Annotated in this window: 17 protein-coding genes; 12 read left to right on the top strand and 5 right to left on the bottom strand. The window is 72.3% G+C overall.

Annotated features, from left to right (window positions below; genetic code table 11):
* Positions 1 to 271: 271 nt before the first annotated feature.
* On the bottom strand, positions 272 to 475 hold the full coding sequence (locus HS045_RS21995) for a cold-shock protein (RefSeq protein WP_189236257.1): 204 nt from the start codon (positions 473 to 475) through the stop codon (positions 272 to 274).
* A 332-nt stretch (positions 476 to 807) separates the two neighbouring features.
* Positions 808 to 1,287 carry a peptide deformylase gene (locus HS045_RS21990; RefSeq protein WP_196453322.1) on the bottom strand — a complete coding sequence of 160 codons (480 nt, stop codon included), beginning with the start codon at positions 1,285 to 1,287 and terminating at the stop codon, positions 808 to 810.
* A gap of 239 nt (positions 1,288 to 1,526) precedes the next feature.
* Here HS045_RS21990 and HS045_RS21985 point away from each other — a divergent pair, with 239 nt between their 5' ends.
* The 7 genes from HS045_RS21985 (at position 1,527) to HS045_RS21955 (ending at position 11,383) form a co-directional block, all read left to right on the top strand.
* Positions 1,527 to 2,849 (top strand): MFS transporter, encoded by a 1,323-nt coding sequence (locus HS045_RS21985; RefSeq protein WP_196453321.1) that lies wholly within the window; start codon positions 1,527 to 1,529, stop codon positions 2,847 to 2,849.
* 127 nt (positions 2,850 to 2,976) lie between these two features.
* The gene (locus HS045_RS21980; RefSeq protein ID WP_196453320.1) at positions 2,977 to 5,103 is read left to right on the top strand and encodes a molybdopterin oxidoreductase family protein; all 2,127 of its coding nucleotides are present in this window, start codon (positions 2,977 to 2,979) and stop codon (positions 5,101 to 5,103) included.
* On the top strand, positions 5,100 to 6,512 hold the full coding sequence (locus HS045_RS21975) for an FAD-dependent oxidoreductase (protein ID WP_196453319.1): 1,413 nt from the start codon (positions 5,100 to 5,102) through the stop codon (positions 6,510 to 6,512). The genes HS045_RS21980 and HS045_RS21975 overlap by 4 nt, the downstream gene beginning before the upstream one ends.
* Before the next feature lie 29 nt (positions 6,513 to 6,541).
* Complete coding sequence (gene nirB, locus HS045_RS21970) at positions 6,542 to 8,989, top strand: nitrite reductase large subunit NirB (protein ID WP_196453318.1); 2,448 nt, start codon at positions 6,542 to 6,544, stop codon at positions 8,987 to 8,989.
* Positions 8,990 to 9,042: 53 nt separating this feature from the next.
* Positions 9,043 to 9,423, top strand: a complete 381-nt coding sequence (gene nirD / locus HS045_RS21965) for a nitrite reductase small subunit NirD (RefSeq protein WP_196453317.1) — start codon at positions 9,043 to 9,045, stop codon at positions 9,421 to 9,423.
* 17 nt (positions 9,424 to 9,440) lie between these two features.
* Positions 9,441 to 10,634 (top strand): uroporphyrinogen-III synthase, encoded by a 1,194-nt coding sequence (locus HS045_RS21960; RefSeq protein WP_374191409.1) that lies wholly within the window; start codon positions 9,441 to 9,443, stop codon positions 10,632 to 10,634.
* Positions 10,631 to 11,383 (top strand): sirohydrochlorin chelatase, encoded by a 753-nt coding sequence (locus HS045_RS21955; protein ID WP_196453316.1) that lies wholly within the window; start codon positions 10,631 to 10,633, stop codon positions 11,381 to 11,383. The genes HS045_RS21960 and HS045_RS21955 overlap by 4 nt, the downstream gene beginning before the upstream one ends.
* On the opposite strand, the gene HS045_RS21950 is transcribed toward HS045_RS21955, so the two are convergent.
* The 3 genes from HS045_RS21950 to HS045_RS21940 all read right to left on the bottom strand — a co-directional run bounded on the left by HS045_RS21950 (position 11,287) and on the right by HS045_RS21940 (position 13,559).
* Positions 11,287 to 11,811, bottom strand: coding sequence for a hypothetical protein (locus HS045_RS21950; protein WP_230884528.1), 525 nt, complete (start codon positions 11,809 to 11,811; stop codon positions 11,287 to 11,289). The genes HS045_RS21955 and HS045_RS21950 overlap by 97 nt on opposite strands.
* 373 nt (positions 11,812 to 12,184) lie before the next feature.
* Positions 12,185 to 13,039 (bottom strand): PAC2 family protein, encoded by an 855-nt coding sequence (locus HS045_RS21945; protein WP_196453314.1) that lies wholly within the window; start codon positions 13,037 to 13,039, stop codon positions 12,185 to 12,187.
* Positions 13,040 to 13,103: 64 nt separating this feature from the next.
* Positions 13,104 to 13,559, bottom strand: a complete 456-nt coding sequence (locus tag HS045_RS21940) for a universal stress protein (protein ID WP_307827642.1) — start codon at positions 13,557 to 13,559, stop codon at positions 13,104 to 13,106.
* A 109-nt stretch (positions 13,560 to 13,668) separates the two neighbouring features.
* Between HS045_RS21940 and metH the strand changes: the two genes are divergently transcribed.
* The 5 genes from metH (at position 13,669) to HS045_RS21915 (ending at position 21,610) form a co-directional block, all read left to right on the top strand.
* A complete protein-coding gene (gene metH / locus HS045_RS21935; protein WP_196453312.1) occupies positions 13,669 to 17,169 on the top strand; it encodes a methionine synthase in 3,501 nt (1,166 codons plus the stop codon).
* A gap of 19 nt (positions 17,170 to 17,188) precedes the next feature.
* On the top strand, positions 17,189 to 17,872 hold the full coding sequence (locus tag HS045_RS21930; protein WP_196453311.1) for an HAD family phosphatase: 684 nt from the start codon (positions 17,189 to 17,191) through the stop codon (positions 17,870 to 17,872).
* A gap of 91 nt (positions 17,873 to 17,963) precedes the next feature.
* Positions 17,964 to 18,500: a cellulose synthase gene (locus HS045_RS21925; RefSeq protein ID WP_196453310.1), complete on the top strand. Its 537-nt coding sequence runs from the start codon at positions 17,964 to 17,966 to the stop codon at positions 18,498 to 18,500.
* Between the two features lie 269 nt (positions 18,501 to 18,769).
* Positions 18,770 to 19,771, top strand: a complete 1,002-nt coding sequence (locus tag HS045_RS21920; RefSeq protein ID WP_196453309.1) for an ABC transporter permease — start codon at positions 18,770 to 18,772, stop codon at positions 19,769 to 19,771.
* A gap of 63 nt (positions 19,772 to 19,834) precedes the next feature.
* A complete protein-coding gene (locus HS045_RS21915; RefSeq protein ID WP_196453308.1) occupies positions 19,835 to 21,610 on the top strand; it encodes an ABC transporter substrate-binding protein in 1,776 nt (591 codons plus the stop codon).
* Positions 21,611 to 21,651: the final 41 nt, after the last annotated feature.

Here is a 21,651-nt window from a genome sequence, read left to right as displayed (position 1 = left end):
CGCGCTCCGGCGCCGCACGTCGCGCACGCGGGTCTCCCGCGCCTTCGGGGACCGCGTGCGGGCTCGGGCGCCTGCACGCCTTTCGGCGCCGGCCGTGCGCGTCCTTCGGCTTCCGGCTCTGCGGCGCGGGGGCCGGAAGGGCGCCGCGGAAGGCCCAGGCCCGGAGCGCGCGGTCCGGGAAAGCGCGGTCCGGAAAAGCATTGAGCCTGCAGAAAGCACTGAGCCCGCACCGCTGGAGCGGTACGGGCTCAGATGAAGCTGCTAACCGGCGTCAGATGGGCTGAACCTGCTCAGCCTGCGGACCCTTCTGGCCCTGGGTCGTGACGAAGCTGACCCGCTGGTTCTCCTCCAGGCTGCGGTAGCCGCTGGAGTTGATAGCCGAGTAGTGCACGAAAACGTCGGCGCTACCGTCGTCCGGAGCGATGAATCCGAAGCCCTTTTCGGCGTTGAACCACTTAACGGTGCCTTCAGACAAAACTACTTCTCCTCATTGGGAGCCTCACCGAAACGCCAGGTCGGCGCACCGGGGCTGCACTGCGGACACTACCATGCATCCGCGGAGACCATCCGGAGAAAGCTGGAACGCCCGCTGTCGACGGACTTCTCAAACACTTGCGGTGACAAGCTACGTGAAAACTGCGACGGCAACCTCTTCAAGCTACCGGACTCCGGGACGTCTGGCAAATATCCGTGGACGCGCCTCCGCCTCCGGCCGGGTTTCCCGCGGTGTGCGGCGTCGCGGGCCGCGGCCCGTCCCGGAGGTGGGGGCCGGCGGGCGAACTTCGTTCTTCAATAAGGACAAAAAGCTCAAAACGGGACATTCTTAAGGAAGCGATCGCGCTCCTCCTCGGGGAGCCGGTCGGAGAAGAGCACGCCGTCGAGGTGGTCGGCCTCGTGCTGGAGCACCCGGGCGAGCAGGCCGATCGCGCGGACGGTCACGGGTTTGCCGAACATGTCGCGGCCCCGCGCGGTCACCATGTAGGAGCGCTCCAGCGGCCACCACAGGCCGGGCGCCGACAGGCACGCCTCGTCGGCCGTGACCGTGCGCGCGGACGGCTCCAGCCGCGGGTTGACGAGGTGGCCCGAGCGGCCGTCGAGCTCGTAGGCCAGGACCCGCAGCGGGACGCCGATCTGGGGGGCGGCCAGGCCCGCGCGGCCCGCGCCCGCCCGCAGGGTCAACTGGAGGGACCGGACGAGCCGGCGCAGCTCGCGGTCGAACGCGGTCACCGGCTCGGTCACGGTCCGTAGCACGGGATCGTTGAACAGGCGGATCGGCTGGACGGTCACGCGCACTCCCCGAAGCGGCGGGCTGATGTGCCTACGATTCCCATCATCGCCGATTCCCAATCCAAGCCGGGCATTCGGCCATGTTTCCGCAATGTTGCGGACGTGCGACGTGTGCATTGCACATTTCTGCGGTTAGCCGCACGTAACCGGTGCACCATCACACAACGTGAATGTGCGTAACGCCGCCCTCCTAGATTTCGGGACCGGATCCCCCGAGAACCCGAGCAGGAGGAGGAACGATGGCGAAGCGCTGGATCACCGAATGGCGGCCCGACGACCCCGGTTTCTGGGAGCGGAGCGGCAAGCGGGTCGCCCGGCGGAACCTGGTCTTCTCCGTCTTCGCCGAGCACCTGGGTTTCACGCTGTGGACGGTGTGGAGCATCGTGGCCGTCAAACTCGGCTCCTACGACTTCTCCACCGACCAGCTCTTCTGGATCGTGTCCCTGCCGAACCTGGTCGGCTCGGCGCTGCGCATCCCCTACACCTTCGGCCCGGCGAAGTTCGGCGGCCGGAACTTCACGGTGGTGAGCGCGCTGCTCCTGCTCGTCCCGGCGGTGCTGCTGGCCGTCGCGGTCGGCGACCCCGGCACGCCGTACTGGGTGTTCCTGGCCATCGCGGCCACCGCGGGCCTGGGCGGCGGGAACTTCGCCTCCAGCATGGCCAACATCACCTACTTCTACCCGCAGGCCAAGCAGGGCTCGGCGCTGGGCCTCAACGCCGCGGGCGGCAACATCGGCGTCAGCTCCGTGCAGCTGTTCATGCCCCTGGTCATCGGCGCGTTCGGGCTGGCCGCCGCCGGATTGTTCTGGATCCCGTTCATCCTGGCCGCCGCCGCCGGCGCCTACTTCTTCATGGACAACCTGACCTCGGCCAAGGCCGACCCCAGGGAGCAGCTGAAGATCGCCGGACGGGCCCAGACCTGGATCATGGCGGTCCTCTACATCGGCACCTTCGGCTCCTTCATCGGCTACTCCACGGCCTTCCCGCTGCTCATCAAGAGCCAGTTCCCCGAGCAGAACTCCCTGGTCACCCTGGCCTTCCTCGGCCCGCTCGTGGGCTCCCTGATCCGCCCCGCGGGCGGCTGGCTCGCCGACCGGATCGGCGGCTCGCGGGTGACGCTCGTCAACTTCGGCGCGATGGCCGGCGCGGTGGCGCTGGTCTGGCAGGGGCTCGTGCAGCAGAGCTTCCCCCTGTTCTTCTGCGCCTACATGCTGCTGATCGCCACCACCGGCATCGGCAACGGCTCCACCTACCGGATGATCCCGGCGATCTTCCGGGCCAAGGCCACCGCCGGGATCCCCGCCGGCACGCCCGCCCACGAGGCGGCGCTGGCCGTCGGCAAGCGCGACGCCTCGGCCGCGGTCGGGCTCATCTCCGCGATCGGCGCGTTCGGCGGCTTCTTCATCAACCGCGGGTTCGGCAGCTCCATCGCCGCCACCGGGGGGGCGGGCGCCGCGCTGGCCGCCTTCGCCGGCTTCTACGTCCTGTGCGCGGCCATCACCTGGGCCTGCTACCTGCGGACCGTCGGCCCGGTGCCGAGCCTGGCGGCGGCCCGCGTCTGACCGCCCGTCTCCGCCCGTCCCGGCCCGCGCCGGGGTGAAGGCGAACGTGACCACGGTTAGAGGCTTGTAGCACAGCGGTAACAGGAGGGACCCCGCGGTGAAACCGCTCGAAAGCACCATCGGACGCATGCCGACCTCACTTCCCGTCGCCGCGCCTGTGAAGGCGCCGGTGGCGACCCACTGCCCCTACTGCGCCCTGCAGTGCGGCATGAACGTCGCCGCCGGCACCGGCGGCGACGCCGGGACCGGGGACGGCACGGTGGCGATCACCCCGCGGCAGGACATCCCGGCCAACGCCGGGGGCCTGTGCCAGAAGGGCTGGACCGCCGGCGAGCTCCTCACCGGCGGTGCACGGCTCACCACCCCGCTCCTGCACGGCGAGCCGGTCGGCTGGGACGAGGCGCTCGACTTCGTCGCCGACCGGATCCGCGCGCTGCAGGCCGAACACGGCCCCGACGGCGTGGCCGTGTTCGGCGGGGGCGGCCTCACCAACGAGAAGGCCTACCTGCTGGGCAAGTTCGCCCGGGTGGCGCTGCGGACCAGCCAGATCGACTACAACGGCCGGTTCTGCATGTCCTCGGCCGCCGCCGCCTCGATGAGGGCCTTCGGCATGGACCGCGGGCTGCCCTTCCCGATCACCGACCTGGCCGGGGCCGACGCGGTGCTGCTGGCCGGCGGCAACATGGCCGAGACCATGCCGCCGTTCGTCCGCCACCTGACCGCGATGCGGGACCGGGGCGGCCGCCTGATCGTCATCGACCCCCGCCTCACCGCCACCGCCCGGATGGCCGACCTGCACCTGCAGCCCACCCCCGGCACGGACCTGGCGCTCGCGCTCGGCCTGCTCCACCTCGTGGTCACCGAGGGCCGCGTGGACGAGGAGTACGTGGCCGGGCGCACGAACGGCTTCGCGGCGGTGGCCACCTCGGTGGCGGCCTGGTGGCCGGAGCGGGTGGAGCGGATCACCGGCGTCCCGGTCGCGCAGATGCGCCTGGCCGTGGAGATCCTCGGCGACGCGGCCCGCGCGGCGATCCTCACCGGCCGCGGCGCCGAGCAGCACGCCAAGGGCACCGACACGGTGACCGCCTTCATCAACCTGGCCCTGGCCCTGGGCCTGCCCGGCCGGCCGGGCTCCGGCTACGGCTGCGTGACCGGCCAGGGCAACGGGCAGGGCGGGCGCGAGCACGGCCAGAAGGCCGACCAGCTCCCCGGCTACCGGAAGATCGACGACCCCGCCGCCCGCGCGCACGTCGCCCGGGTCTGGGGCGTCGAGCCCGACGAGCTCCCCGGCCCCGGACGCTCGGCCTACGAGCTGCTCGACGCCCTCGGCACGGCCGGCGGCCCCCGCGCGCTGCTGCTGTTCGGCTCCAACCCGGTGGTCTCCGCGCCCCGCTCCGGGCACGTCACCGAGCGGCTGAAGGGCCTGGACCTGCTGGTGGTCTCCGACCTCGTCCTGTCGGAGACCGCCGCCCTGGCCGACGTGGTGCTCCCCACCACCCAGTGGGCCGAGGAGGAGGGCACGATGACCAACCTGGAGGGACGGGTCCTGCTCCGCCGCCGGGCGGTCACCGCGCCGGAGGGGGTCCGCAGCGACCTGGAGGTGCTGCGGGGCCTGGCCGTACGGCTGGCCGGGCCGGACGCGGACGGGCCGCGGGGGGCCGCGGGGTTCCCGGCCGACCCGCGCGAGGTCTTCGACGAGCTGCGCCGCGCGAGCGCCGGCGGGCCGGCCGACTACGCGGGCATCACCTACGAGCGGATCGCCGCCGAGACCGGCGTCTTCTGGCCCTGCCCCGCCGAGGACCACCCCGGCACGCCCCGGCCCTTCCTGGACGGCTTCGCCACCCCCGACGGCCGCGCCCGGTTCGTCCCGGTCGAGCACCGCCCGCCGGGTGAGGACGTCGACGCCGACTACCCGCTGTACCTGACGACCGGCCGGGTGCTGGCCCACTACCAGAGCGGCGCGCAGACGCGCAGGATCGCGGCCCTCAACGCGGTCGTCTCCGAGACGTTCGTGGAGATCCACCCCGACCTGGCCGAGCGCCTGGAGGTGTCGCCGGGCCAGACGCTGCGGCTGGTCAGCCGCCGGGGCCGGACCGAGGGCGCGGTCCGGATCAACCCGGCGATCCGCGCCGACACCGTGTTCATGCCGTTCCACTGGATCGGAGCCAACGTGCTGACCAATCCCGAACTCGACCCCGTGTCGAGGATGCCGGAGTTCAAAGTGTGCGCCGTGAGAGTGGAGCGTGTGGGATGACCCGGCTGGTGGTGGTGGGCAACGGGATGGCGGGGTCCCGCCTGGTGAACGAGGTCCGCGCCCGCGACAAGGACATGAAGGTGACCGTCTTCGGCGCCGAGGACTGGCAGCCGTACAACCGGGTGCTGCTGTCGAACGTGGTGGCCGGGACCATGCTCCCGGACCAGGTGCGGCTGCTGGACCCGTCCTGGTACGCCGACCACGGCGTGACGGCCCTGCCGGGCGTCGCGGTGACGGCCATCGACCGGGAGGCGCAGGCGGTCGTCACCGCCGACGGCGGGCGGGAGCCGTACGACGTCCTGGTGCTGGCGACCGGGAGCGAGGCCGTGGTGCCGCCGGTGCCCGGCGCGGAGCGGGCCGTCACCTTCCGGACCCTGGACGACTGCCAGGCGATCCTGGCGGCCGCCGCCACGGCGCGCGGCGCGGTGGTGGTCGGCGGCGGGCTGCTGGGCATCGAGGCGGCCCGGGGGCTGGCCGGGCGCGGGCTGCCGGTGACGCTGCTGCACCTGGCCGGGCACCTGATGGAGCGCCAGCTCGACGCCGAGGCGGGGCTGGTGCTCCAGGAGACGCTGACGGAGCTGGGCGTGCGGATCCGGACCGGCGTCGTGGTGGAGGAGATCGAGGAGCGCGGCGTACGGCTGGCCGGCGGCGAGACGGTCGACGGCGACCTGGTGGTGCTCGCCTGCGGGGTCCGCCCGGTGACCGCCCTGGCCGGGGACGCGGGCCTGGAGGTGGCGCGCGGGATCGTCGTGGACGCCGAGATGCGCACCGACGACCCGTCGATCTTCGCGATCGGCGAGTGCGCCGAGCACGAGGGCACGGTCTACGGCCTCGTCGCCCCCGCCTGGGAGCAGGCGGCGGTCGTCGCCGACCTGGTGACCGGCGCCGACAAGACGGCCCGCTACCGCGGGTCGCGGCTGGTGACCCGGTTGAAGGCCAAGAGCGTCGAGCTGGCGGCGATGGGCGAGACCCACGTGGACGAGGACGCCGACCGCGCCACGGAGGTGGTGCGCTTCAGCCACCGGGCCCGCGGCACCTACCGCAAGCTCGTCATCCGCGACGGCCGGCTGGTCGGGGCGATCCTGCTCGGCGAGACGGCGGCGGTGGGCACGCTCACCCAGCTCTTCGACCGGGGCGCCCCGGTCCCCGGCGACCGGGCGGGGCTGCTCTTCCCCGGCCTGGGCGGGACGCCGGTGGCCGACAGCCCGGTGCGGATGCCGGACGCGGCCAAGGTGTGCCAGTGCAACAACGTGACCAAGGGCCAGATCCGGGCCTGCTGGGAGTCCGGGGCCCGCGACGTGGAGGCCGTGGCGGCCGCCACGCGTGCCACGACCGGCTGCGGCGGCTGCCGCGACGCGGTCGAGGGCATCGTCGGCTGGCTGTGCGAGCAGGAAGGGGTCTCGGCGTGACGAACGCGGTGGAAGGAAGGGGCGCGCAGATGACGCGGCTGGTAGTGGTGGGACACGGGCCGACGGCCCACCGGCTGGTCGAGACGCTGACCGACCGCGGCTTCGGCGGGCGGATCACGATCCTGGGGGAGGAGCCCCGGCCCGCCTACGACCGGGTGGCGCTCACCTCCTACCTGGCCGGAAAGAGCGCCGAGGACCTCACCTACCCCGTGCCCGACGGCGTCGTGCTCCGGCTCGGCGCGGCGGTCACCGCCATCGACCGGGACGGCCGGACCGTGACGACGGCCGACGGGCACGCCGAGCCGTACGACGTGCTGGTGCTGGCCACCGGCTCCAGCCCGTTCGTGCCGCCGGTGCCGGGCCGGGACCTGGACGGCTGCTTCGTCTACCGCACCATCGACGACCTGGACGCGATCCGGGAGGCGTCGGCGGGCGCCACGGCCGGCGTGGTCATCGGCGGCGGGCTGCTCGGCCTGGAGGCCGCCGACGCGCTGCGCGGGCTGGGCCTTTCGACGCACGTCGTGGAGATGGGCGGCTGGCTCATGCCCCGCCAGGTCGACGAGGGCGGCGGCGCGGTGCTGCGCGGCCACATCGAGTCGCTCGGCCTGGCCGTGCACACCGGCGCCGGAGTCAAGGAGATCGCCGCCGACGACGCCGGCCGGGTGGCGGGCCTGGTCACGCCGGGCGGCGAGACGATCGAGGCGCAGGTCGTGGTCTTCTCCGCCGGCGTGCGCCCCCGCGACGAGCTGGCCCGGACCAGCGGCCTGGCGGTCGGCGAGCGCGGCGGCATCGCCGTCGACGACGGCATGCGCACCAGCGACCCGGCGATCTACGCGATCGGCGAGTGCGCGCTGCACCAGGGCATGGTCTACGGCCTGGTCGGGCCGTGCTTCACCATGGCCGAGGTCGCCGCGGACCGCATCCTCGGCGGCGCGGCGGCCTTCACCCCGGCGGACATGTCGACCAAGCTCAAGCTGCTCGGCGTGGAGGTCGCCCAGTTCGGCGCGATGGACGGCGCGCTCGACGTGACCTTCATGGACCCGGTCACCGGCGTCTACCAGAAGCTGTTCGTCAGCGACGACGCCCGCACCCTGCTCGGCGGGATCTGCGTCGGCGACGCCACGCCGTACAACACGCTCAAGCCGTTCGTCGGCCGGGAGCTGCCGGGCTCGCCGAGCGAGCTGCTGTTCACCGGCGGCCCGGCGAACATGGAGCTGCCCGCCGAGGCGGTGGTCTGCTCCTGCAACAACGTCACCCACGGGCAGATTTGCTCGGCCATCGCCGACAAGGGCCTGACCGACGTCGCCGGGATCAAGGACTGCACCCGCGCGGGCACCACCTGCGGCAGCTGCATCCCGATGCTCAAGCAGATCCTGGTGAAGTCCGGCGTCGAGGTCTCCAAGGCCCTGTGCGAGCACTTCACCCACAGCAGGGCCGAGCTGTTCGACATCGTCCGGGTGCGCGGCATCACGACGTTCTCCCAGCTCATCGCCGAGCACGGCACCGGGCGCGGCTGCGACATCTGCAAGCCCGTCGTCGCCTCGATCCTGGCCTCCCTGGGCAACGGCCACATCCTCGACGGCGAGCAGGCCGCGCTGCAGGACACCAACGACCGCTACCTGGCCAACATCCAGCGCAACGGCACCTACTCGGTCGTGCCGCGCATCCCCGGCGGGGAGATCACCCCCGACAAGCTCATCGTGATCGGCGAGGTCGCCCGCGACTTCGGCCTCTACACGAAGATCACCGGAGGGCAGCGGATCGACCTGTTCGGCGCGCGCGTCGAGCAGCTCCCGCTGATCTGGAAGCGCCTGGTCGACGCCGGCTTCGAGTCCGGCCACGCTTACGGCAAGTCGCTGCGCACGGTCAAGTCCTGCGTCGGCTCCACCTGGTGCCGGTACGGCGTGCAGGACTCCGTCGGCCTGGCCATCGCGCTGGAGCTGCGCTACCGGGGGCTGCGCTCGCCGCACAAGCTGAAGTCGGCCGTCTCCGGCTGCGCCCGCGAGTGCGCCGAGGCGCGCGGCAAGGACTTCGGCATCATCGCCACCGAGCAGGGCTGGAACCTCTACGTCGGCGGCAACGGCGGCTTCACCCCGCGGCACGCCGACCTGTTCGCCTCGGACCTGTCCACCGACGGGCTGATCCGGGTCATCGACCGCTTCCTGATGTTCTACATCCGCACCGCCGACCGGCTCCAGCGCACCTCGGTCTGGCTGGAGAACCAGGGCCTCGACTACGTCAAGGAGGTCGTGCTGGAGGACTCCCTGGGCATCTGCGCCGAGCTGGACGCGCAGATGGAGCGGCACGTCGCCGGGTACGCCGACGAGTGGCGCGCCGTGCTGGAGGACCCCGAGCGGATGCGGCGCTTCGTCTCCTTCGTCAACGCGCCCGGCACCCCGGACCCGTCGATCGCCTTCGCCCCCGAGCGGGACCAGGTCAAGCCGGTCCTGATCCCGCTGGAGGCGGTGCGGTCCTGACCACCGCGACCCTCGACCTCACACCGACCGGAAAAGAAGGAGGGGTTTCCCCGATGACCATCCTGCGCGAGAACCCGGCCGCCGCCCCGGAGACCGCCGCCCCGGAGACCGCCGGCTGGACCGCGGTCTGCGCCTACACCGACCTGCTGCCCGAGCAGGGCGCGTGCGTCCTGGTGGACGGGCGCCAGATCGCGGTGTTCCGCACCTTCGACGGCGAGCTGTACGCGACCGGCAACCTCGACCCGTTCAGCGGGGCCTGCGTCCTGTCGCGGGGGATCGTCGGGACCCGGGGCGCGGAGCCGACCGTGGCCTCCCCCATGCACAAGCAGGTCTTCTCCCTGGTGACCGGCCGGTGCCTGGACGACCCGGCCACGGCCGTACCGACCTATCCGGTCCGCCTGTCCGGCGGCGCGGTGGAGGTGAGGGTCCCGTGAGCTCCCCGGCTCCCCTGATCCCGTCGCCGGTCCCGGCCTCCCCGCCGGTCCCGTCGCCGGCCTCCCCGCCGGGATCCCCCGAGACGGAGCCCGACGCGCTGGCCGGGTTCACGATCGGGGTCACCGCCACCCGGCGGCGCGAGGAGTTCTGCGCGCTGCTGGAACGGCGGGGGGCCCGGGTCGTGCAGGCCCCGGCGATCCGGCTGGTGCCGCTGGCCGAGGACGCGGACCTGCTGGCCGCGACCCGGGACGTCCTGGCGGCCCCGATCGACGACGTGGTGATCACCACGGGGGTCGGCTTCCGCGGCTGGACGGCCGCCGCCGAGGGGTGGGGGCTGTCGGGGGAGCTGACGGAGCACCTGACCGCCGCCCGGCTGCTGACCCGGGGCCCCAAGGCCCGCGGCGCGGTCCGGGCGGCGGGGCTGAACGACCACTGGACGCCGGCCACCGAGTCGTGCGAGGAGGTCAAGCAGTACCTGCTCGCCCAGGACCTGCGCGGCCGGCGCATCGCGGTGCAGCTGCACGGCGAGCCGCTGACCGGTTTCACGGCGGCGCTGCGCGCGGCGGGGGCCGAGGTCGTCGAGGTGCCGGTCTACCGGTGGCTGCCCTACCGCGACCCGTCGCCGCTGCGCCGCCTGATCAGCCAGGCGGTCTCCGGCGGGGTGGACGCGGTGGCCTTCACCAGCGCCCCGGCGGTCCTGGCCATGCTCGGCGCGGCCCGCGCGGACGGGCTGGAGGAGGCCCTGCTGGCGGCGTTCGCCGGGCGGGTCGTCGCGGCCTGCGTGGGGCCGGTCACCGCCGCGCCGCTGGAGGCGCGCGGGGTGCCGGTGGTGCAGCCCGAGCGCGCCCGCCTCGGCGCGCTGGCCCGCGCGCTCGCCCGGCACCTGCCCGCCCACGGCGTCACCCGGCTGGTCGCCGGCGGCCACGGGCTGGAGATCCGCGGCCACGCCGTCGCCGTCGACGGCGAGCTCAAGCCGCTGCCGCCGGCCCCGATGGCGGTGCTCAAGCGCCTGGCCGACAAGCCCGGTCACGTGGTGGCCCGCTCGGAGCTGCGCACCGTCCTGCCCGGCGGCCCGGCCCGCGACTCGGCCGAGCACGCCGTGGAGATGGCGATCACCCGCCTGCGGCGGGCCCTCGGCCCGTCGGGCATCGTCGAGACGGTCGTCAAGCGCGGCTACCGCCTGGCGTGCGAACGAGGCGAGGTCGCGTGACGACGCTCGTCCTGGCCGCGCACGGCACGCGCAGCGCGGCCGGGGAGGAGACGCTCGCGGGCCTGCGCGACCTGGTGCGGCGGGCCCGTCCCGGACGGCGGGTGGAGCTCGCCTTCCTGGAGATCAGCTCGCCCCCGCTGGCCGGCGTGCTGGCCGACCTGCCCGGTCCCGTGGTGGTGGTCCCCCTGCTGCTGGCCGGCGGCTACCACGTGCACATCGACCTGCCGGCGGTGGTCGCCGCCGCCCGGCCGGACGCGACGGTGGCCGCCCCGCTCGGGCCGCACCCGCTGCTGGCCGCGGTGCTGGCCAGGAGGCTGGCCGCCGCGGGGCTGCGGCACACCGACGCGGTGGTGCTGGGCGCGGCGGGCTCCTCCGACCCGGCGGCGCTGGACGACGTGCGCGCGGCGGCGCGGCTGCTGTCGGCGCGGCTGTCGCGCCCGGTGCGGGCAGCCTTCGCCTCGGCGGGCAGCCCGACGACGGCCGAGGCGCTGGAGGGGCTCAGGGCGACGCCCGCGCCCCGGATCGCGGTCGCCTCCTACCTCCTGGCCCCCGGGTTCTTCCAGAGCCGCCTGGAGGGCCTCGGCGCCGACCTGGTCGCCGCGCCCCTGGGGGTGGACCCCGATCTGGCGGAGCTGGTGTGGCGCCGCTTCGATCAGACGGCGTGGGACTCCAGCCTCAGCTCCCGGATGATCTCCTCGGCGCTCTCGTCGCGCGAGGGCACGAAGTCGGTGCCGACGAAGAGCTCGTAGTAGGCGTGCCGGAAGCACCCGGCGAGCAGCAGCCGGGCGGTGGCCACCGGATCCACCTGCGCGGCGACGCGGCCCGCGCGCTGCTCCGCCGCGAGGTAGTCCGTCAGCGGCACGACCTCCGACATCGGGCTGAGCCGGGTGTCCTTCATGGCCTCGCGGAACCGGACGGTGACCGAGGGGGAGGTGAAGGCCGGCAGCGCCACCGACTGGACCTCCGCGTAGTAGTCGATGCCCGCCCGGGCGATGGGCAGCAGGTTGTCGCCGACGCTGCCCTTGCCGACCAGGTGCATCAGGTCGTCGAGGATCTTCAGCCAGACCGGGAGCCTGTCCTGGAGCAGGGCGAGGAACAGGTCCACCGACTGCCCGGGGACGGCGGAACCCCGCCCTCCAGGGGAGAGGAGGGCGCTCTCACCGTCCTGGCGTTTCATGAACGTGCCCATCTCGAGAACGCGGCGCCGCGTGTCCTGTGCTTTCTGGTACGGGTCGAGCCGGGGAGTCGCCATGGTTGCCCTTACGTGCGCAGTCACAGGGACAAGGTTCGGCGTGGGGGTGACGCCATCGGCCGGTGTTTGCCGAGCCGTGTTTCTCCTGGTTGTGCAATCGTTGCCGGCCCGCGATCTCCGCCGGGTGCGTTCCGGCGGAAATCCGATGGAGACTGATTATTACCCTAAATCAGCGAGAAATGGGGTAAATAACGGTAACTGTCCGCTGTGTGTCTCAGCCGTCCGCGTCACGGCCGTCCGTCTCAGCCGTCCGCGTCACGGCCGTCCGTCTCAGCCGTCCGCGTCACGGCCGTCCGTCTCAGCCGTCCGCGTCACGGTCCCGGCGGCGCAGGTAGCGCTCGAACTCCGCGGCGATGGCGTCGCCGCTCGCCTCGGGCAGCTCGGTGGCGTCCTTGCGCTCCTCCAGCTCCCGGACGTACTCGGCGACCTCGGTGTCCTGGGCGGCCAGCTCGTCCACGCCGTGCTCCCAGGCCCTGGCCTCCTCGGCCAGCTCGCCCAGGGGGATCGGGACGTCGAGCAGGTCCTCCATCCGGCTCAGCAGCGCCAGGGTCGCCTTGGGGTTGGGCGGCTGGGCGACGTAGTGCGGGACCGAGGCCCACAGGGAGACCGCGGGCAGCCCCGCGGCACCGAGGGCGTGCTGCAGGACGCCGACGATGCCGGTCGGGCCCTCGTAGCGGCTCAGCTCCAGATTGATCGCCCGGGCCAGCCCCTCGTCGGTCGCCGAGCCGACGATCGGCACCGGCCGGGTGTGGGGCGAGTCGTTGAGCAGCGCGCCGAGCAGCACGGCCAGCTCCACGCCCACCGCGCGGCAGACGCCGACGATCTCCGCGCAGAACGAGCGCCAGCGCATGTTGGGCTCGATCCCCCGCAGCAGGACCACGTCGCGGGCGGAGCCGGGCGGCCGGGCCACCGACAGCTTCGTGGTGGGCCAGGTGAGCGACCTGGTCAGGCCCTCGCCCATCTCGACGACGGGCCGGGTGACCTGGAAGTCGTAGTAGTCCTCGGGGTCGAGGGAGACCAGCTCGGTGGCCTTCCACTCGGCCTCCAGGTGCGCGATCACTCCGCTGGAGGCCTCGCCCGCGTCGTTCCACCCCTCGAACGCGGCGATCAGCACCGGGTCGACGAGCTCGGGCAACCCCTCGAGTTCGATCACGCGCCGCCTCCTTGTCCCGCCTCGCTGCCTCCGGCTAAGCCTATGCGCTCAAGGCGGTCCCGCGTCACCTCCCGGAGGTGGTGCGGACGATCAGCACGTCGCACTCCGCCCGCTGCGCGACACTCGACGGCACCGAGCCGAGCAGCCGCCCGGCGAGGCTGTTGAGCCCCCGGTTGCCGACGACCAGCAGGTCGGCGCGGAACCGGGCGGCCAGGGAGACCAGCACGTCGACCGGGTCGCCCTCCTCGGCGGCCAGCTCGATCGCCGAGGCGCCCGCGGCGACCGCGTGCTCGCGGGCGGCCCGCAGCGCGTCCTCGGCCGGGGTGGAGCCGCTCACCTTGTAGGACAGCTCGCCGAGCAGGTCGGCCGCCGCGCTGCGGTCGCGCTCGCGCATCGGCAGGTAGGCGCAGGCCAGCACGAGGGTGGCGCCGGTCGCGGCGGCCAGGGCGGCGGCGGCGGAGACGGCGCGGAAGGAGGAGGGGGAGCCGTCGGTGCCGACGACGACGGTGCGGTAGGCCACCGGAATGCACCTCATTACGGAGACGGGGGGCAATTGGACGAAAAGTGCAATTGTTACTGTGAACGATAGCCTCCGCAGCCGCCGCGCGGCTCCCAGTAAGCTTCCGCCTATGACAAACGCACCGTCCTTCCGTGACGTCCTGGCCGAGCGTGTGATGGTCGCCGACGGGGCCATGGGAACGATGCTGCAGGCCCACGACGTCACCCTCGACGACTTCGAGGGCCACGAGGGCTGCAACGAGGTGCTCAACGCCACCCGCCCCGACATCGTCCGGGCCGTGCACGACGCCTACTTCGCCGTCGGCGTCGACTGCGTGGAGACCAACACCTTCGGCGCCAACCTCGCCGCGCTGGGCGAGTACGACATCGCCGACCGCGTCTTCGCCTACTCCGAGGCCGGCGCCCGCGTCGCCCGCGAGGCGGCCGACCACTGGTCCACCCCGGACCACCCCCGCTTCGTGCTCGGCTCCATCGGGCCCGGCACCAAGCTGCCGACCCTCGGGCACAAGCCGTACGGCGAGCTGCGCGACGCCTACTACGACAACGCCGCCGGCCTGGTCTCCGGCGGCGCCGACGCACTGATCATCGAGACCTCGCAGGACCTGCTCCAGGTCAAGGCCGCCGTCACCGGCGCCAGGAGGGCCATCGCCGACGCGGGCCGCGACGTGCCGATCATCGCCCAGGTCACCATCGAGACCAACGGCGCGATGCTGCTCGGCTCGGAGATCGGCGCGGCGCTCACCGCGATCGAGCCCCTCGGCGTCGACGTCATCGGCCTCAACTGCGCCACCGGCCCCGCCGAGATGAGCGAGCACCTGCGCTACCTGGCCCGCCACGCGCGGGTGCGCCTGTCGTGCATGCCCAACGCCGGGCTGCCCGTGCTGACCTCCGACGGCGCCTACTACCCGCTCAGTCCGGACGAGCTCGCCGACGCGCACGACACCTTCACCCGCACCTACGGCCTGTCGCTCGTCGGCGGCTGCTGCGGCACCACCCCCGAGCACCTGCGCAAGGTCGTCGAGCGCGTGGGGGCGGGAGTGCGCAGCGATGGGGGCGAGACACGGCGCGGCCGCGCGACCGCCGCCCGCCGCCCGCATCCCGAGGCCGGCGCCTCCTCGCTCTACCAGCACGTCCCCTTCCGCCAGGACACCTCCTACCTGGCCGTCGGCGAGCGGACCAACGCCAACGGCTCCAAGGCGTTCCGCGAGGCGATGCTCGCCGCCAACTGGGAGGAGTGCGTCGAGATCGCCCGGGCCCAGGCCCGCGACGGCGCGCACATGCTCGACCTGTGCGTCGACTACGTCGGCCGCGACGGCACGCAGGACATGCGGGAGCTGGCCTTCCGCTTCGCCACCGCCTCCACGCTGCCGATCATGCTGGACTCCACCGAGCCCGCCGTGCTGGAGGCCGGCCTGGAGATGCTCGGCGGCCGGGCGATCATCAACTCGGTCAACTACGAGGACGGCGACGGCCCGAACTCCCGCTTCACCCGGATCATGAAGCTGGTCCGCGAGCACGGCGCCGCCGTGGTGGCCCTGACCATCGACGAGGAGGGGCAGGCCCGCACCGCCGCGGACAAGGTGCGCATCGCCACCCGCCTCATCGAGGACCTGACGGGCAACTGGGGGATGCGGGTCGAGGACATCGTCGTCGACGCCCTCACCTTCCCGATCGCCACCGGCCAGGAGGAGACCCGGCGCGACGGCCTGGAGACCATCGAGGCCATCGCCGAGCTCAAGCGGCGCTACCCGGCCGTGCAGACGATCCTGGGCCTGTCCAACATCTCGTTCGGCCTCAACCCGGCCGCCCGCGTGGTGCTCAACTCGGTCTTCCTCAACGAGTGCGTCAACGCCGGGCTGGACTCGGCCATCGTGCACGCCTCCAAGATCCTGCCGATGGCCCGCATCCCCGAGGAGCAGCGCCAGGTCGCCCTGGACATGGTCTACGACCGCCGCCGCGAGGGCTACGACCCGCTGCAGCGCTTCATGGAGCTGTTCGAGGGCGTCGACAGCGCCGCCACCGCCGTGTCCCGGGCCGAGGAGCTGGCCGCGCTGCCGCTGTGGGAGCGGCTCAAGCGGCGCGTCGTCGACGGGGAGCGCAAGGGCCTGGAGGCCGACCTGGACGAGGCGCTCACCCGGCGTCCGGCCCTGGAGATCGTCAACGACGTGCTGCTGGACGGCATGAAGACGGTCGGAGAGCTGTTCGGCTCCGGTCAGATGCAGCTGCCGTTCGTGCTCCAGTCGGCCGAGGTCATGAAGACCGCCGTGGCCTACCTGGAGCCGCACATGGAGCGGGTCGAGGGCGAGACCAAGGGCCGCATCGTGCTGGCGACCGTCAAGGGCGACGTGCACGACATCGGCAAGAACCTGGTGGACATCATCCTGTCCAACAACGGCTACGAGGTCGTCAACCTCGGCATCAAGCAGCCGGTCTCGGCGATCCTGGAGGCCGCCGAGGAGTCCGGAGCCGACGTCGTCGGCATGTCCGGCCTCCTGGTGAAGTCCACGGTCATCATGAAGGAGAACCTCGAGGAGATGAACTCCCGGGGCATCTCCGAGAAGTACCCCGTGCTGCTCGGCGGCGCCGCGCTGACCCGCGCCTACGTCGAGCAGGATCTCGCCGAGCTGTTCGAGGGCGAGGTCCGCTACGCCCGCGACGCCTTCGAGGGCCTGCGCCTGATGGACGCCTTCATGGCGGTCAAGCGCGGGGTGGAGGGCGCCAGCCTGCCGCCGCTGCGCGAGCGCCGGGTCAAGACCGGGGCGACGCTGACCCGCACCCCGGTGGAGGAGCTGCCGGCCCGCTCCGACGTGGCCGCCGACAACCCGGTCCCGGCCGCGCCGTTCCTCGGCGACCGCGTGGTCAAGGGCATCCCGCTGGCCGACTACGCCGCCTTCCTCGACGAGCGGGCGACGTTCATGGGCCAGTGGGGCCTCAAGGCCGCCCGCGGCGGCGACGGGCCGTCCTACGAGGAGCTGGTCGAGACGCAGGGCCGCCCCCGGCTGCGGATGTGGCTGGAGCGGATGCAGACCGAGGGGCTGCTGGAGGCGGCCGTGGCCTACGGCTACTTCCCGTGCGTCAGCGACGGCGACTCGCTGATCGTCCTCGACGACGCCGGCAACGAGCGGACCCGGTTCGCCTTCCCGCGCCAGCGCCGCGACCGGCACCTGTGCCTGTCCGACTTCTTCCGCTCCAAGGACTCCGGCGAGGTCGACGTGGTCGCCTTCCAGGTCGCCACGATGGGCGGCCGGATCTCCGAGGCCACCGCCGAGCTCTTCGCCAAGGACGCCTACCGCGACTACCTGGAGCTGCACGGCCTGTCGGTCCAGCTCACCGAGGCGCTCGCCGAGTACTGGCACGCCCGGGTCCGCTCGGAGCTCGGGATCGGCGGCGACGAGTCGCTGGAGGACATGCTCAAGGTCAACGTCACCGGCTGCCGGTACTCCTTCGGCTACCCGGCCTGCCCCAACCTGGAGGACCAGGTCCAGCTCGTGGAGCTGCTCGACCCCGCGCGGATCGGAGTCAAGCTGTCGGAGGAGTTCCAGCTCCACCCCGAGCAGTCGACGTCGGCGCTGATCGTGCACCACCCCGAGGCCGGCTACTTCAACGTCTGAGGCGGGGGGAGACCCGGGGATGGACGCGGTCCTGTTCGACATGGACGGGCTCCTCGTGGACAGCGAGAAGGTCTGGTTCCAGGTCGAGACCGAGGTGATGGGGCGGCTGGGCGGGGCGTGGGGCCCGCAGGACCAGGAGCACCTGGTGGGCGGCTCCATGCCGGCCACCGTCGCCTACATGCTGAAGGTCTCCGGCTCGCCGGCCGACCCCGCGGACGTGGCGGCCTGGATGCTGGAGGGCATGATCGGCCGCCTGTCCGGCGGAGTGGAGCTCATGCCGGGCGCCGCCGACCTGCTGGCGGCCGTACGGCGGGCGGGGCTGCCCGCCGCCCTGGTCACCTCCTCCTCGCGGAAGATCGCCGACGCCTGCCTGCAGAGCATCGGCGGGCACCACTTCGACCAGGTGGTGACCTGCGACGACGTGGAGCGGACCAAGCCCGACCCCGAGCCCTACCTGACCGCGGCCCGGCTGCTGGGCGCCGACCCGGCCCGCTGCGTGGCGCTGGAGGACTCCCCGAACGGGGTGACGGCGGCCACCGCCGCGGGCTGCCGGGTGGTGGCGGTGCCGAGCGTGCTGCCGATCCCGCACGCGCCCGGCCGCCTGGTCGTGGCGTCCCTGCGCGAGGTGGACGTGGAGGTCCTGCGGGCGCTGTCGGAGGGCGACGAGGGGTCCTTCCCTGATCTGCGGAGCTTCGACCCCTAAGGGGCGATCCATCCCTGAGAAGGAGGATCGACCGCGGATTCGCGTGCCAGGATGGAAACCGGGTACACGATGACGAGGGGGGCGATCCGCCATGACATTCGACCAGATCGCGTGGTTGCCGGTCTGCGCCGGGCTGACCGGTGCGGGGCTGGTGCTGAGTTTCCTGCTGCTGCGCCGCCGGGGGGCCGCGGCGGGACTGCGCGCCGCCGCCTGGTCGCTGCTGCCGCTGGCGGCCTATCTGACCGGTGCGCTGCCGACGCTGTGGCAGATCGGCACGGCGGTCACCGGGTTCGTGACCGGCCTGGTGCTCAATCCCACGGTGTGGGCCGGGGTGGCGGTGGCCGGGGTCTCGGTGCTGCTCTTCCTCGTCTCGGGCTTCCTGCGCGGGCGGCGCCTGGCGGCGGCGCGCAAGGCGGACCCCGCCGCCGCGCCGGCGGCCCCCGCGGCCCGGAGCGCCGCCGCGGTGCAGGGCGCCCCCGCGGCGCCGGGCGCCGCCGCGGTCACCCAGCCGCTGCCGAAGCGCACGCCCGCCGCGGCCACGCCGGCGCCGAAGCCCGCCGCCCGGCCCGCGGCCGACGACGACTTCTCCGACATCGAGGCCATCCTCAAGCGCCGGGGGATCGGGTGACGTGGCGGACTCGCCCCGGTTCTGTCACAGAATCAAGACATAACCGGAACACTTCTCAAACATGCACGTCAAGATCAGAACAAATGAATTTCGCGTAAATCACAGTTAAGCCACATAACCCCCTGATGGACTGGTCATCGCAGATCAGCCCATAGATTCTGCGAGGCGGGGCCGCAAGGAACGGGCCCGTAGACTTCAGGGCGCGACGCTCCGGATCCGGAGCGTCGCGCCCGTTGGACAACGTCGTCTGGGACCCAGGGGGCCACTGTATGACCGCACCGCTCGACGCGCCCGGCAAGGCTGCCGAGGCCGAGCCGGAGGCCGTAGTCGCGGGCGTGAGCGGGAAGGCCATCCAGGGCCGCTCGCTCGGCCAGATCGCGTGGCTGCGGCTCAAGCGCGACAAGGTCGCGCTCGCCGGGGCCGGTGTCGTCGTCTTCCTGATCCTCGTCGCGGTCTTCGCGCCGCTGATCGTGGGCTGGTTCGGCCATCCGCCGAACGAGTTCCACCAGGAGATGATCGACCCCTCCACGATGACCCCCAAGGGGGGCAGCGGCATCAGCGGGGAGTTCCTGTTCGGCGTGGAGCCGCTCAACGGCCGCGACCTGTTCAGTCGCGTCGTGTACGGCGCGCGGATCTCGCTGCTGATCGCCTTCCTGGCCACCGTGCTCTCGGTGGTCATCGGCACCGTCATGGGCGTCATGGCGGGCTACTTCGGCGGCTGGGTCGACACCGTGATCAGCCGGCTGATGGACGTCTTCCTCGCCTTCCCGCTGCTCGTCTTCGCGATCGCCCTGGTCGGCGTGCTCGGCCAGTTCGAGCAGGAGCTCGGGGTGAAGGGCGACACGCTCCGCATCATGCTGCTGATCTTCGTGATCGGCTTCTTCAACTGGCCCTACATCGGCCGGATCATCCGCGGGCAGACGCTCTCGCTGCGCGAGCGCGAGTTCGTCGACGCCGCCCGCAGCCTCGGCGCCCGCGGGCCGTACATCCTGTTCAGGGAGATCCTGCCGAACCTGATCGCGCCGATCCTGGTCTACGCCACGCTGCTGATCCCGACGAACGTGCTGTTCGAGGCGGCGCTGTCGTTCCTCGGCGTCGGCATCCAGGCGCCCACGGCGACCTGGGGCGGCATGCTCGCGCAGGCGGTGAAGTTCTACACGGTCCCGCACTTCATGTTCTTCCCTGGCATGGCGATCTTCATCACGGTGCTGGCGTTCAACCTCTTCGGCGACGGGCTGCGCGACGCGCTCGACCCGAAGTCCTCGCGCTGACCCGGCTCCCCCACCGACCTCTCCTGTTCCGCTCTTCTCCCTATCCAGCAAGGGGTGCACGTAATGAAAAAGGGATCCGCACTGGGCCTCACGGCCGCGGGCGTCGTCCTCACCGTGGGCCTCGCCGCCTGCGGCGGCGGCAGCAGCCAGGGCAACCAGGCCGGCCAGACCGGTGGCGACAAGGCGAGCGCACCGGCCGCGCAGGAGGCGTTCAACGCCGGCGTGGACAAGGTGTTCAACCCGTCCGACGCCAAGGGCGGCACGCTGAAGTTCGCCATCTCCGAGGACTGGGACTCCGTCGACCCGGGTGACACCTACTACGCCCTGTCGTGGAACCTCGTCCGCATCTACGGGCGTTCGCTGGTGACCTACACCCCGGCCCCCGGCGCCGAGGGCCGCAAGCTCTCCCCGGACCTGGCCGAGGGCCTGGGCGAGTCGAGCGACGGCGGCAAGACCTGGACCTACAAGCTCCGCGCGGGTGTGAAGTTCGAGGACGGCACGCCGGTCACGTCCAAGGACGTGAAGTACGCGGTGCTGCGCTCCATGGACAAGGAGACCTTCCCCAACGGCCCGACGTACTTCAACGACTGGCTGGACCTGCCGAAGGACTTCAAGAGCGTCTACAAGACCCCGGACGTCAACACCGACTCCGCGATCGAGACGCCGGACGACCAGACGATCGTCTTCCACCTGAAGAAGCCCTACGCCGGCTTCGACAACTTCGCCGCCCTGCCCGGCACCATCCCGGTGCCCCAGGCCAAGGACACCGGCGTCAAGTACCGCGAGCACGTCATCGCCACCGGCCCCTACAAGTTCGAGAAGGTCGAGGCCGGCAAGCAGTACACGCTGGTCCGCAACGAGAACTGGGACCAGGCGACCGACCCGGTCCGCAAGGCCCTGCCGGACCGCTACGAGATCACCCTCGGCGTCAACGCCGACGACCTCGACAACCGGATCATCTCCGGCGACCTGCACGTCGACCTGGCCGGCTCCGGCGTGCAGCCGGCCGCGCTCGGCCGCGTGCTGAGCGACCCGGCGATGAAGGCCCGCGTGGACAACCCCACCGGCGCCCGCACCTGGTACACCTCGATCATCGGCGACGTGCCCCCGCTCGACAACGTCGACTGCCGCAAGGCGATCGTCTACGGCGCCGACCGGGTCGGCCTGCAGAACGCCTACGGCGGCGAGTTCGCCGGCGGCGAGATCGCCACCGGCCTGATGCCCCCGTCGATCGGCGGCTGGAAGAAGCTCGACCTCTTCCCGACCGGCACCGGCGACGCGGCGAAGGCCAAGGAGGCCCTGGCCGCCTGCGGCAAGCCCGAGGGCTTCGAGACCACCATGGCCTACCGCGCCGACCGCCCGAAGGAGAAGGCGACCGCCGAGTCGCTCCAGCAGGCGCTGGCCAAGGTCGGCATCAAGCTGACCCTCAAGGGCTACCCGACCAGTGACTACTTCACCCTGTACGCCGGCAAGCCGGAGTTCGTGAAGAAGAACGGCATCGGCCTGGCCACCAACGGCTGGGGCGCCGACTGGAACGACGGCTTCGGCTTCATGTCCCAGATCGTCGACAGCCGCACGATCCGCGCCTCGGGCAACTACAACCTGAGCGTCAAGGACAAGGAGGTCGACGCGCTGGTCGACAAGGCCATGCTGGAGACCGACACCGCCAAGCGCGACGCGATCTGGGGCCAGATCGACCAGATGGTCATGGAGCGGGCCTACGTGCTGCCCTCCGTGTGGTCCAAGAGCGTGCTGGTCCGCCCGCAGGGCGCGACCAACGTGTTCGTCACCGGCGCGTTCGACATGTACGACTACCTGGGCATGGGCGTCCAGCAGTAAGTCCTGCCGGAAACCCGTTCAGACGAGAGCCAAGGCGTAAG

This window comes from Planomonospora sp. ID82291, from assembly GCF_015711645.1.
Lineage (GTDB): Bacteria > Actinomycetota > Actinomycetes > Streptosporangiales > Streptosporangiaceae > Planomonospora.
This window is presented reverse-complemented; position numbering and strand designations above follow the sequence as displayed.

Coding starts and splice junctions, on each gene's coding strand:
- HS045_RS21950 (WP_230884528.1), bottom strand. CDS start 11,811: ATGAAACGCCAGGACGGTGAGAGCGCCCTCCTCTCCCCTGGAGGGCGG.
- HS045_RS21925 (WP_196453310.1), top strand. CDS start 17,964: ATGACATTCGACCAGATCGCGTGGTTGCCGGTCTGCGCCGGGCTGACC.
- HS045_RS21920 (WP_196453309.1), top strand. CDS start 18,770: ATGACCGCACCGCTCGACGCGCCCGGCAAGGCTGCCGAGGCCGAGCCG.
- nirB (WP_196453318.1), top strand. CDS start 6,542: ATGACGCGGCTGGTAGTGGTGGGACACGGGCCGACGGCCCACCGGCTG.
- metH (WP_196453312.1), top strand. CDS start 13,669: ATGACAAACGCACCGTCCTTCCGTGACGTCCTGGCCGAGCGTGTGATG.
- HS045_RS21980 (WP_196453320.1), top strand. CDS start 2,977: ATGCCGACCTCACTTCCCGTCGCCGCGCCTGTGAAGGCGCCGGTGGCG.
- HS045_RS21915 (WP_196453308.1), top strand. CDS start 19,835: ATGAAAAAGGGATCCGCACTGGGCCTCACGGCCGCGGGCGTCGTCCTC.
- HS045_RS21985 (WP_196453321.1), top strand. CDS start 1,527: ATGGCGAAGCGCTGGATCACCGAATGGCGGCCCGACGACCCCGGTTTC.
- HS045_RS21930 (WP_196453311.1), top strand. CDS start 17,189: ATGGACGCGGTCCTGTTCGACATGGACGGGCTCCTCGTGGACAGCGAG.
- nirD (WP_196453317.1), top strand. CDS start 9,043: ATGACCATCCTGCGCGAGAACCCGGCCGCCGCCCCGGAGACCGCCGCC.
- HS045_RS21975 (WP_196453319.1), top strand. CDS start 5,100: ATGACCCGGCTGGTGGTGGTGGGCAACGGGATGGCGGGGTCCCGCCTG.